The organism is Bradyrhizobium sp. CCBAU 51765 (assembly GCF_015291725.1).
Lineage (GTDB): Bacteria > Pseudomonadota > Alphaproteobacteria > Rhizobiales > Xanthobacteraceae > Bradyrhizobium > Bradyrhizobium liaoningense.
Map to the genome: position 1 here is coordinate 6,711,058 of NZ_CP030038.1, position 12,320 is coordinate 6,723,377.

Annotated in this window: 8 protein-coding genes; 4 read left to right on the forward strand and 4 right to left on the reverse strand. The window is 57.4% G+C overall.

Annotated elements, in window-relative coordinates; genetic code table 11:
• Nucleotides 1-2: 2 nt before the first annotated feature.
• Together XH96_RS31645 and XH96_RS31650 are read left to right on the forward strand one after the other, a co-directional pair.
• Nucleotides 3-1,145: a hypothetical protein gene (locus tag XH96_RS31645; protein WP_194389438.1), complete on the forward strand. Its 1,143-nt coding sequence runs from the start codon at nt 3-5 to the stop codon at nt 1,143-1,145.
• A gap of 132 nt (nt 1,146-1,277) precedes the next feature.
• Nucleotides 1,278-2,816 (forward strand): tyrosinase family protein, encoded by a 1,539-nt coding sequence (locus tag XH96_RS31650; protein WP_194389439.1) that lies wholly within the window; start codon nt 1,278-1,280, stop codon nt 2,814-2,816.
• Between the two features lie 173 nt (nt 2,817-2,989).
• Here the strand turns inward: XH96_RS31650 and XH96_RS31655 are convergent, their stop codons facing one another.
• Entirely contained in the window at nt 2,990-3,715 is a 726-nt protein-coding gene (locus tag XH96_RS31655; protein ID WP_027562269.1) for a hypothetical protein, read from the reverse strand.
• A gap of 590 nt (nt 3,716-4,305) precedes the next feature.
• On the opposite strand from XH96_RS31655, the gene XH96_RS31660 reads away from it, so the two are divergent.
• Entirely contained in the window at nt 4,306-5,763 is a 1,458-nt protein-coding gene (locus tag XH96_RS31660) for a hypothetical protein (RefSeq protein ID WP_194389440.1), read from the forward strand.
• Between the two features lie 565 nt (nt 5,764-6,328).
• Here the strand turns inward: XH96_RS31660 and XH96_RS31665 are convergent.
• Entirely contained in the window at nt 6,329-8,251 is a 1,923-nt protein-coding gene (locus XH96_RS31665) for an NEL-type E3 ubiquitin ligase domain-containing protein (protein WP_194389441.1), read from the reverse strand.
• 320 nt (nt 8,252-8,571) lie between these two features.
• On the opposite strand from XH96_RS31665, the gene XH96_RS31670 reads away from it, so the two are divergent.
• Nucleotides 8,572-8,709, forward strand: coding sequence for a hypothetical protein (locus XH96_RS31670; protein WP_194389442.1), 138 nt, complete (start codon nt 8,572-8,574; stop codon nt 8,707-8,709).
• Nucleotides 8,710-9,129: 420 nt separating this feature from the next.
• On the opposite strand, the gene XH96_RS31675 is transcribed toward XH96_RS31670, so the two are convergent.
• Together XH96_RS31675 and XH96_RS39310 are read right to left on the reverse strand one after the other, a co-directional pair.
• On the reverse strand, nt 9,130-11,022 hold the full coding sequence (locus XH96_RS31675; protein WP_194389443.1) for a methyl-accepting chemotaxis protein: 1,893 nt from the start codon (nt 11,020-11,022) through the stop codon (nt 9,130-9,132).
• A gap of 797 nt (nt 11,023-11,819) precedes the next feature.
• Nucleotides 11,820-12,092, reverse strand: a complete 273-nt coding sequence (locus XH96_RS39310; RefSeq protein WP_244553995.1) for a hypothetical protein — start codon at nt 12,090-12,092, stop codon at nt 11,820-11,822.
• Nucleotides 12,093-12,320: the final 228 nt, after the last annotated feature.

The window sequence follows — 12,320 nt, forward strand, 5'->3', positions numbered from 1 at the left end:
CTATGACAAAGACCAAAATCGTCGATATTCGGAATCATGTTTTCGCTCCGGCGGCGATCGAAGCGGACGATTTCGTCGTCTGGAGAAATCTCGACGCTGTACCACACACCGTCGAGACCGCTCCCGACGCCAGTTTCTACTTCAATGTCGGTCCTCTTGCGACAGGCGAGGTGTCCAGTCCGGTCTGGTTTGGAAAACCAGGGAAATTTCCCTACCTATGCCGATATCACGCGGACATGACCGGCGAAATCGAGGTTGTCGCTCGCGGAGCAAAATTGCCGCAGCCCGCGCAAATGGATGGCGGACATCACGACATGCCCGGGCACGATATGCCCGGACATGGAGGGCACGATCTCTTCCATTTTCATGGCTTTGTGACCGGAGGCCGATCGGGGACAAAACTGTACATGTCCCATACGCCCGTGATCGCCGACGATCGTCACCGCTTTCAAGTCATTCTGCGCAGCAGCTTCGTCGAGCAGAAGCACCGTGACATCTACGACAAGCTCAGGGCCTCGTCATTCGGTGCCGGCAAAGTCCAAATATTTCACGATCATCTCTCACTAGTCGATATCGGCGACGGGACGATAAAGGATCTGCCGCAAGCATCGGTCGAATATTATCCTCCCGAAAGCCCTGACGGGATCGCCGTCCCTGGCCTGGAGGAGAACATTCCGGTCCGGATCGACCGGGTCCTGCATTTCCATCAGTTCGACCCGGACGCCAGCTATCCTCTCGGCCTGAGATATCTCGTCTATGGCGATGCCGACGACGTATTCATGGACCATCACATCATAGGTGCGCCAAGCTTCCATTCAGTCGCAAAATTGAAGGATGCGCCCGCGTTCTGGGAACCGACCAGGTTCGACGGCACGGCTGGAATTCTAATTCCAGAAAAGCGCATCGTAGACGTCTCTCCAAAGGTCCTGCGCAAAGTCGCTTTCGTCGACAATGCCTATCACCTCGCCTACCTGCCGCCATCGGGCGCATACAGGCAACCGCCACCAGACCCCTTGATCCGTCGTGACGGAACGCCTCCGATTTATGACGTGACCGTGGACGGCGCCGGCAGTGATCGCGTCACAATAGACAAATTCATTCATTTTGATGTCGCGCTGCTAAACAACCGGGTCGTCATCGCCTAGGAGTACATCGCTTTGAGCATATCGCGCAGAGACTTGATGAAGGTAGCAGGAGCGTTCGCGGCTGGGGGAGGCTCTGTACGATCCGTCGCTGCGGCTTGCACAGCAGGAATTACGCCGAATCCGAGCTCGGTCATGCCGCGCATGCCCCTCGAAGAATTCGTCGAGACCGCGAGCCTGCTCGACTCCTTGAGACGCGGCGTCAGGGAGATGAAGAAAAGGAAACCGTCCGATCCATTGAGTTGGTTCTTTCAAGCCGCGATCCACGGCGTCCAGCTGGATCCTACGGACCTAGGTTACAAATACTACAAGGCGGCCTTGGACCAGGATCCTGGAGTGGCGCAGGTCGATCAGAAGTACTGGAAGCAATGTCCTCACTTCGGGCAGCATTCCGCCGACTTCCTACCGTGGCACCGGGCCTACACGTTCCACTTCGAACAAATTCTGCGGGAGCATACCGGCGACAGCAACTTTTCGCTTCCCTATTGGAATTATGGCCCGAGAACGAACCGGAAATTTCCGAAGGCGTTTGGAGTACAGCATCTGGACGGCAATCCCGGCAACGACGCCGATGAGAACATAAACCCGCTAATCATGAAGGAACGCGACTTCTACCTGACCTACTACGAACATCCCCTAATACCGAACATGCCGCTGCTGGAGCTGTCCGACGCTGTCGTCGACAACACTTCTGCTCTGGCCACGGACATCTTCTTCGGTACCACAGAGGATACCGGTATCGGAGGGGGAATAGCGGACAACAACCCTGGAACGCGGGGACTGCTCGAGAGCCGGCCTCACGACAACATTCATCGTGTTGTCGGGGGAATCATTCCCGGAGCTGCGGTTGGCCACGACCAGAATGGCCATGAGATAGAGGTCGATGCGCTTGGCGCCATGGCGCAACCGCCGACCGCGGGCTTCGATCCGATCTTTCCGGTGCATCATACCAATATCGATTGGATATGGTCTCAATGGAGCGTCATGCCAGGCAAGAAGTGGGGTACCCTTCCGGACGCCTCTTGGTTCATGGAGAGGCCATGGTTCTTCTTCGATGCGAAGGGAAACTGCATCAACGAACCGCGGAAATCATACTTCGATCACCGAGCGCTCGGAGTGAAATTCAAGTACGAAGACCTGTCCAGCATGCCCCTTCCCTTACCCTCCTTTCCCGCGGCGCTAGTGGTGGCAGACAGCGGAACGGCGTCGAGAATAAAGTCTACTCAGGCGGTCGCGACTCTCGATTCGAGAATCGAGGCGGGATCGGCTCAGAACACAACGATCGTATTTCCTTCTCGAACGCTTGATGCGTTACGATCGGCCTCCTTTGACCGTTCTCAGAAACGATTATTGCTCCGAATTTCGATAACGGGCTTGAATAGACTGCCGATCGTCGGCTTCGATGTTCACCTGACCCGCGCGGCTCCAAGCGGGGAGTTGAAACGCACTGATCCGAGTTTTCTTGGCTCCGTACATTTATTCGTCCATGCACACCATGACGACGAGGTCTTTCAAGATTTCACGATTCAGGACCCGACAGTTGTCGATTCCGCGTCTCCGGCCGTCACCTTCGTGCCCGTCGCGCTCACACAAAGCATAGGTACGGGCCGGCCGAATCTCCAAGGAAGCCCGTTAAGGATCACGAGCATCTCCGTTCTCGCGCAGGACCGGTAAGTGACGATAAAGTCCGAAACATTCTTCCAAACATGTCGCGGATGGAGCAGGTGATCCTAATTGCCGGGGCGTTGCGAGAACCTAGCATCAAGATGGTGCTGAAGAAGTACGACGAACAAGCCGCTACCCGCGCAAACGCAAGCTTGGTCATATCGGGCCGAAAGGGGCGCCCCCTAAACCCTGATGACGCCGGTTCGATTGCGCGCATGGTGCAGTAGTTCATTTAACCGCTTCGGCTGAATCCGTTGTCCAAAATGCGTGGTGTCGTTCTCATGGAATGCAATGAAGTGCGCGGAGAAGATCTGCTCCCCAGCTCTCAAATCCTCTGATCCGGCGTCCAATATGTTCGTTATGATCCCTTTGACAGGGTTTTTTGCAGGCATTTCCTCGTAATGGAAAATCATAGAACGGAGGCCGCTTTCGACCGGCTCAACTACGTGAACCCGCTTCCTGATCAAAAAGGCGAAGCCCGAATGCCCGAACTGAATCTTGCTTTTTCCGATGGTACGATCCGATACGGTGTAAGTGTCGTCGGCGTATGAGATCTCCATCGGAAACTTGTCGAACTTGTCGTTGCTCGCGGGCCAATAAGCCTCGTATTTTCCGATCATGTTGTCGAGAAGCTTCTGCGACGTCGGCTCGGCCACGACCGCCTCGAGCAATGCCGAATGCAGCTTCGATTTCGTCGTGACGTAAAAGGCGTTACAGACGGCTTGCACGTAGGCTTGATTGAGTCTTCTGCCGGCAATTCGGTTCTCAAAATTCTCGAGATCGTCCTTGAGAGTCCTAGCGTTATTTTCATTCAGTATCGCCAGGACGCGATTGAGTTCTTCCGTCGATTTTCGCATTCGTTCGATCGCAGTATGCAAACGCTCACGTGTGTAGAGCTCGATATCCATGCCGAATTCCGGAAGAAAAAAATGCAGAAATGATGCGGGAGCGCAAATTGGGTACAAATTTACGGGAATGTCAAATTACTCGAAATTTTCGTACGGCACAACTTTGGGTACGAAACGAAGCAACCCAACTAATTGACCCCTCTAATCGAAATTGACCCGCGCGCGGACCACTTGGCATTCTTGCGACCAGCGGGAGGAGCCACGACCAATGCACGGGGAGCGCCGTAGATGGGGACAAAGATCAAGTAGCTGCTGCAGGCGGATTGGAGAGCGGATCTGCTCTCCATGTGATCCGCAGGAGAGAGCCGACCTGAAGCGCCTGGGCGGCGGGGCCGGATTCGCACCAGGCTTCAATGTCGAACGTTCAGGAGGCATTTCGGTGAAGCAGTTAGCGAAATACGGCCGCTCGGCGGCCTTTTGAAAGGGCGCCTCTCTTCGTTTGAAGGTTTTGATCGTCCTTTCGGTCGAACCATTAGCCCGGCGCCCGTTCCGGCACTATTGGCCGCTTAAGTAAGTTGCGTAACAAGAGCTCGTGTAGCGCAGCTCGGCTCTCATTTTGGTCTCGCGGTTCGACGAAGGAGTGACTTGAGATGAAAAAGGCCAGGGAAAACGCCATCGGCAAGGTGACGCTTTCGATGACCTACGAGGAAGCGCGGGACGCCGTCGACAAATACTTGAAGACGAACTCGCGCCGGTATCTCGACATCCTCGAGAAAGCGAGCGACGTGGTGGAAACCATCCGCCGCGGCTCCAAAGGCATTCTCATCGCCGACGCGTACACGCGCGCAAAGAAGCAAGGCGGCGAGGAGTTTAAGGACCGCGCGAAGATCATCCACAAACTGATAGAAGGCCGGGCTGCGGACGCCAACTTTCGGATCGACAACATCGCCGACATGGTCGGAATGACGGTCGTAGTCTTCTATCCGGACCAGATCAACGCGTTCATCCAGGTCTTCTCGTCGGAAGCCAAGAAGGAAGGCTTGTTCCTGGACAAGTTCAGCGACGGGAAGATCAGCAAGATTCATAAGGATCGCGGATACCACGCCACCCATCTTCGCATCGGGTACAAATCGGTCGATACGGAAAGATTGAGGATGGAGATACAGGTCAAGACCATGCTTCACGATGCGTGGGGCGCTAAGACTCACGATCTGACCTATAAGCCCATCGGCGACCTGGACCCGCGACTGAAAGCTCTGATGGAAAGCTTCGGCGAAAGCCTTCAGGCGATCGAGGTGCAAAGCCAGACGCTGCGCGACTCGATTCTATCGAGGGTACAACTGATGCATTCCAAGCGGCGCGATGCGAGGTTGGAGCTGATGTCCAAGCTCACCCGCCATCGCATCAGCTCGCCGGAGGGCAGTGCGGCTTATGATGGGTTGATCGCACGCATCAAGATGGACCATGTCCACCTTTCAACGTGCGCGGCGCGCGATGCGGACTTGGCGGACCTGCTCGCGGCAATCGAGCGCCTCGAAGAGGTCGGCGTCAATGCAAAGGACCGCTTGAAGCTGACGGTTGCGTTGGCATCCTACCGAGACGACGGCATCCTCGACCCGCGGATCGACGACGCGATCGATGCCTGGAAGAAGGAAGAGCGCGATGAGGGGGTTGCTGAGCCGATCATGCAGGTATGGATCGAAAGCTCGGCACTGTACCAGACCAATCGGGTCTCGGACGCGATCGCCATCCTGCGACGATTTTTGGCCGAGAATCCGATCGACGAGCGGACAGCGGTGTTGGCCAACAACCTGGCTAACTACGTCACCGAAGTTTGCCTGGATCGGCCGAAACTCGACAAGGACGCTGAACAGGAGGTTGCGGCGCTACTTACTGGAATTGAGCCTTTCATCGACAAATTCGAGCGCACTGCGTATTTGAATACGAAGGGCGCCTATCTGGTGGTGTTCGGGGACGACAGCAAGCTCGATGACGGACTCGACCTCATTTGGGAGGCATCGAAGCTGCTGCTGTCATCCGGGGAGGCTGGGCATGGTTACTGCGAGCTCTATCAGGCTCACGGGTGGCGGCGCAAACTGCACCTATGAATACTACCAAGGGAAGATAGGACGACGAGCCATATAGCACCTTTTGTTCGAACCGGAGGGCAAGCCCCGTTTGGGCTTGTCTCGATTCACCTCGAATGTGGCGACCTCGACTCTACAAGTCAACGCGCTACCAAGGGGTTAACCCCTGTTTGTTAGAGGTTGTGTGCGGCTAAGCACACATCCTCGATCTGTCTAAACGATACTCTCACGCGCTGGCGAAACCGTGACGACAGTTTGTCCTGCGACAGCGTGACAATCACGTCGGCGCGATGTTGTTCGATCGAAGCTAGATCGCTGAGAAGGGATGTCGAGGCATTGCGACCCAGGCTTGCCCCAAGAATTTTCCTTAGGTTTCTCCGGGAAAGGATCACACCAAATAAGCCACTGACAATATTGGGATATTTGGTTTGGGGCACCGTGGCTCGAACCTGGGACCCGCTGATTAAGAGTCCTGAAGATCAGCAGTCTCAACAAGGTAACCGCAAACCAGAGCGATGAAGGCCCTTTGATAATTACCGGGAGAGCAAACCGGGATCATAGCGCCCATAGGCATGACGGCTTCCGGCTATCGCATCGATCTGGGCTCGAGGCCGTGCTCCCGGAGAACCTTGTGCATCAGCTCGCCCTTGATCTCACGTGCGATTTCGCTGAGGATCTGTGCTCCGACCATCCGCCGGGCATCAACATCATCCGTCAGGCCATGCTCCGCGAGCCGCTCGTTCAAGCGCGTCGGAAACTCATCTTCCAGCGCATCGGCAAGCCGGTCCTGCATAGCGGCATGATCATCGGGGGCGATTCGCCTCACCACCGTATCCCAAGGCTCCCAGCTCGTTGCTAGAAAATCCTCCAAACCCGTCGCTTCCTGTTCCCGCACCGACGTCTCTGCCCTGGCAACGTCCTCCGGAGTGACGTCAGAGAGATTCAAGAAGCGCATATCCGGGGCGATGTGACGCAGTTCCAGCCGATCCCGTAGCTGGGTCTGATAGGCAAGATAGACCTCGATCTCGTCGATATTGGCCTGCGGGTCGGCACGCCGAAGCGAGCTGACCGTCTCGCGTGCGATGTCGTCAAGCGCCCCCAAACGAAACATGACACGGCCATGTTGGAGCAGTTGGTCGAGCCGATTGTCATAGAGCCCATCTTTGACATCAGCGTTCAGGCGTGCGGTCTGCATGCCGTTCCAGGTCAAAGTGATGCGATCCTCGCAGGACGCAGTCGCTCCATTAGCCAGCTCGAAAAACTGCTTGCGCAGTCGCGGCCTCATCGCGGCCTGTAGCAGATTCTCGGCCACCTGGTCGCGGAACGCCTGATGACCATAGTTTACGGTGCCCGCAAGTCTTTCGAGAAACAGAGCGAAGTCCTGCGCACCCGGCTCTGCGGCGAAGCCCTGCCACGCGTCCACTGCGCCAGGCTGGTCCGCGAGCCAGTCCGCGACAACCTCGTGCAGGGGCCGCGACTGGTGTTCCATCGGTTGTAGCGACATCGACAGGAAGACCTGCGGGCCGGCATAGTCCGCGCCGCGCGTGGCTGTCGCCAAATCGGTCAGCACCGGGGCCGGTATCGGATTAGACCGCAGGTCGATGCTGGACGCGCTGCCGAGCTGCGTCAGCACGGTCGCGGGCAGGCCGGTCAGCTGGTTGTTACTGGCGCCGAGCATTTCAAGGCTGACGGGGAGTGTCTCGGGCAGATTGGTCAGCCGATTTTCGCTGACGTCCAGGTATCGAAGTCTGGCCGGAATGTCGGGCAGGCTTGTCAGCTGGTTGTCGCCTGCGTCCAGGTACAGCAGCCTTGCCGGAAGATCGGGCAGGCTCGTCAGCTGATTTTCGCTGACATCCAGGCGGCGGAGCCTGGCAGGAAGCTCGGGCAGACGGGTCAGCTGATTATTGCAGGCGGAGAACTCCTCGATCGTTGCCGGAAGGGCGGGCAGATCGGTCAGTTGGTTGCCATCGACGGTCAAGCTGCGGAGCCTGGACGGCAGCGCTGCCGGCAGGCTGGCCAGCTCGTTGGCCATGAGGTGGAGGTGCCGGAGCCTGCTAGGGAGGGCGGGCAGACTAGTCAGCCGGTTGTCAGAAGCGTAGAGGTCCCGGAGTCCGCCCGGAAGCTGGGCCGGCAGACTGCTCAACTGGTTACCGATGACATTGAGGGTTCGGAGCCTGGGCAGGAGTGAGGCTGGCAAGGCAGTCAAGGACAATGACGACAAATTCAGCTCGTCTCTGACATCACCCTCGTCCCGCCATGCCCTCGTCCGGCGGACTCCCTCTTGCCTATTCTCGCCTTCGCCCTGCCCCTCTTCCGCTGCCCAGCTCGCCAGGGTGCTGTCCTGCGACGAGACGAGGTCGGCGGCGGCCGCTCCTGTGGCCCACCGCGTCAGGGCTGACGCCCACTGGGTTAGGCACGAGGGGGACTGCCCGGCGGCCCCCGACGTTGGCTCGGTGCTTTCGGATTCGGAGGGTATGCCAGCGCGAGTCTGGGCCTGTTCTGTATTCATTGAACTTCATGACATGTTTGGTCTCAGCCGATAAGGCGGCTCTTTCGGCTAGATCGAGACGTTCGCATGCTAGGAAGCTCAGCTGTCGATAAGCTGACGAGGTCAGGTTATCCGATCGCCTGCGGCCCTACTTTGGCGCCGGGCCCCAAAGGAAGCAGGATCCGTATCATCCTCATCCCGATGACGCTCGCATCATCGATGGCATAGTCAATAAAACGCTGAGCAAGCTTAAAAAGAACGAGACTAACAAAAGGAAAGCTGCCTGGACGGCCAACATCAACGGAAGTTTAGTGCCGGCTGCAACTAAGAAGAAGGGGAGCATGCGCGAGCCGACAAAGATCGGCGGCACGAGCCTTTGCAAATTGGGTTATCGGCAACTCGGCGGCGAGGACTCCGCTCCCCGCGATGAATTGCAAGCAAGCTCAGCCGAGGAACTGACGGCGAACCACATGCTGTAGGCTCAGCTGCTGTGGATGCGAAGCCTCAAGTATGATCTCGCCTCTGTGGAGCCCTATCGGAAGTCATAAGGAACTGTTCGTGGTATAGTGAGAGCTGCCGCTAGACACAAATGGGCCGCCGTCGTCATCACTCAAATATCGTCGGCGCGAGAGTCTCCCCGATAAGGATTTACCTCGATGCACAGCTGTGTCAATGCAAGGCGGCGGAATACGTGGACACTTTCAGAATCTCGCGCCCATAGCGGGGCCGTCGTGCTTCGCTCGGCGCAATACGGCGACATTGGGTGCGGTTAGCCGACTTTGCCCAGCAAAGGATGCGAGCACGGCGCTGTGGGGAGAATGCCTCTAACAGGAGCCCGGCGAGCGCCGGGCGGTGTTGGAGCGCCTTCGCCGAGCCTTGCATGGCATCTCGACGAGGGATCATGATCGGATCCCGGTGAGAAAATGATCGGCTTCGCTTTTAAGGTGATGGCTGGTTCGGGCAAGCACATTGGCAGACCTCAACACCTGCGACGATGATGCACCTGTGATAAACGCCTTCTGCGCGACCTGCCGGATGTTGCCCGCGACAGTCATCGACATCGCGGCCGCATGCTGAATATTTTGGGCAATATCTTTCGTGACTGCGCCCTGTTGGTCGGTCGCCGCGGCAATCGCTGATGCAATTTGTGAGATTCTGCTAATGCTGTTTCCGATGTTTGTGATGGCGCTGGCCGACTCCAGTGTCGCTGCCTGAATGTCAGCAATCTGCTGTCCGATTTCAACGGTCGCGTTCGCCGTCTGAGTTGCTAACGACTTCACCTCGAGCGCCACAACTGCAAAGCCGCGGCCGGCGCCGCCGGCACGCGCGGCCTCGATTGTTGCATTGAGCGCCAGAAGGTTGGTTTGCCTGGCAATCGCTGCAATTAGGTCAACCACCCCACCCACTTTTGTTGCAGCAGCCGATAGCTGCTTCATCCGGCGATCCGTTTCTTCAGCCTGCCGCACGGCTTCGTGGGCGATTTCCGTTGATCGCGCGACCTGCCGGCCGATCTCGGAAGCGGACGCCATCATCTCTTCCGTTGCCGCAGCAACCAGCTGAACATTGGCTGACGCCTCCTCCGATGCCGACGCAACGTTATCAGAGATCTCCCGAGTAAGCTGTGCCGTCTCTGTCAGCTCCCGAGCGGAAGCCTCCAGTTCGGTCGATGCGGAAGACATCGTATCAATGACGCTGCTAACGGCTCGTTCAAATGTGCCGGCCAGCTCGCCAAGCTCCGCCTTGCGCCGCTTCGCGGCTACACGATCCTGCTCTTGATTCGCCGCAAGTTCCTCTTGCAATTTTTCCTTCGATCTCACCTTAAACGCTTCCATGGCCTGAGCCATATCGCCGATCTCGTCTGAACGGCCAAGACCCGGCAGCGTGACATCGAACTGCCCGGCCGCAAGTTGACGCATCGCCTCGCTCATCCGAATAAGAAGCCTTGCCAGCTTCTGACCGACAAGCACCGCAACGAAGCCGATCCCGAGAGTGGCAAGCCCGATTGCCCACCTCAAAGCCTCTCGAAGGCGCGACGCACGTTCTTCAGCAGAGCTAGCGCGAGCGTCCGCGCCTGCTATCGCTTTCAAAAGAAAGGGACGATTCCGACCGTAGATTTGGACGAGATCGTCAACTTGGTCGTCCAGCGCCTGCTGCGATACAAGAAACGCAAGAAAGCTCGATCGATAAGAAGCAACAAGCTTCTTCAGCTCACGCTTGGATTCCGGGGCAAGTTCTGAAGCAGCAAGTGCGGCCTCGAATTCGACGACGCGCTTTTCCAGCTCATCGCCATACCTCTCCTCATGACGTAGCATGAAATCCTTTTCATGCCGTCGCATCATCAACATCAACATCGTTAGGTGCGGCTCATTGAAATGTGCAAGTCGCGCTTCTGCCTGATGCACGGCTTCGCGAAGCTTACCTTGGAGTCCATCATTTTCCGTGAACCCGAGCACCCGCTGCGCGGAGACGACGTTCTTAAAACGAGTCGCATAAAGGTTGATTCCGGCGCGAAGGAACTTCACGTCTCTTAGGGGATCGTCCTCGGGCGAGGAAGCGGCCCGCTCTTCGATTTGGCCAAGGTCCGCCAGTGCGTTATTTACGCCCTCGGCTTGCCGCGCGACCACGGCTTCGTCGTTCTTGCGCAAAAACTCCAACGCCAGCTGCTGCGATTCAAGAAAGGCCTGAGAAAGAGACGTTAGATGGGCGCGAAGATTGGCGCTCTCGCTTACTTCACTCTGCGCCTTCGCGAGATAATTAAGTCCGGCAACGCAAGTCGCGCCAGTGACAAGCACGCCCGCGATCCCCAAAAACACAATCTGAGTTCGGAGGCTCGGTCGCAACCGACGAAGGACCGTTGATCGGAGCCGTTTCGCGATTGTAGGGGCGGTCATCAGACTTCCAATTGAATATGAGATCGACGGCGAACAAGGGGCCTGACAGCAAAGCAGCAACTTTCTTGGCTAGGGCCAAGAATGATGGCCCAGTCGGCGGGGAAGAAAGTTGTGACGCCGCTGTTGCGCCTTATGCGGTTGAGGCGTCAGCCGTCCTTCGGGCTAGATCAATCTATCGAAGAGGCCGTTGGTGCGCTCGGCCTGCAGAACTGACAAGGAGAACGCGGCAAGTTCGACCGCACCGCGAGGCCGGCAACTGAGTTCGATGGTGACAGGCGCTTTGTCCCTTCAGCAACGGACGGATTTGGGACCGTGATTACACATCGGCCGCGCCGCTCGTTCACATTTATTGTCGCCGTATCCATTGAGATGCGACCGCTTGGTCCATGCCTCTATGATCACCGTGACGAATCCGGGGCGCAAGCTTGTTGATCGGAGCTTCAACGGCCAGCCCGCTCTCGTTCGAATTCCGACGGTGAGGACCGCGAGCATTGCGGATATCTGGTGCGGTCCCGCCCGTCGACGCGACGCCTTCAGTGGCGCAATCATTGCCGGGCAGGTCCAGCTACGGCCATTCCAGTGAAGCGGATCAACGCTGTGATGCTGAGGGCAATGGCGCCCACGACGGCAAATATCGTCCGCCAGATTGGTGAAGGCACCGTCATCAGAGGCGATTCCATATGTGGCGCCATAGCCCGCTAGGGTAGCGGCGCGACGTAGAGAAGGATGGTCAGGAGCCGAACCCAAGCCCATGGCGCGAGAGCGAGCGCAAGCCGGGCGACACCAAAGCTCACACCGTCCGCCACAAGGCCCGTTACGATGCCTCCGTTCAAGCCGGCACGGGTATGGAAGCCGAACATGGCAATCATCATGCCAACGAAGACCGGGAGCGCAGAGGCAGCAAGCATGAACACCAGCCAACAGATCAAGCCGATAACAAGGATAATGAGTGGTGGTCCGAGGATGAACATGGCGGGTGGGTTCCGTCAGATAGAGGTCTGACGGCTGCGCCTTCCACCACCACCACGGCGCGCGCGATACTATAGCAGGACACTCAGCGATCCGATCGTCACAAATCCAGTTGCGGGATTTTTGTCATTAGCGCCGAGCTTGCGCTCAAAGGGCTCGTGCAATCGGCATTTGATCCTTTGATCTTAAAGTGGGCGCCTGCCTTTTGAAATCACCTAGCGCAATCAGTT

Coding starts and splice junctions, on each gene's coding strand:
- XH96_RS31645 (WP_194389438.1), top strand. CDS start 3: ATGACAAAGACCAAAATCGTCGATATTCGGAATCATGTTTTCGCTCCG.
- XH96_RS31650 (WP_194389439.1), top strand. CDS start 1,278: ATGCCGCGCATGCCCCTCGAAGAATTCGTCGAGACCGCGAGCCTGCTC.
- XH96_RS31655 (WP_027562269.1), bottom strand. CDS start 3,715: ATGGATATCGAGCTCTACACACGTGAGCGTTTGCATACTGCGATCGAA.
- XH96_RS31660 (WP_194389440.1), top strand. CDS start 4,306: ATGAAAAAGGCCAGGGAAAACGCCATCGGCAAGGTGACGCTTTCGATG.
- XH96_RS31665 (WP_194389441.1), bottom strand. CDS start 8,251: ATGAATACAGAACAGGCCCAGACTCGCGCTGGCATACCCTCCGAATCC.
- XH96_RS31670 (WP_194389442.1), top strand. CDS start 8,572: ATGCGCGAGCCGACAAAGATCGGCGGCACGAGCCTTTGCAAATTGGGT.
- XH96_RS39310 (WP_244553995.1), bottom strand. CDS start 12,092: ATGTTCATCCTCGGACCACCACTCATTATCCTTGTTATCGGCTTGATC.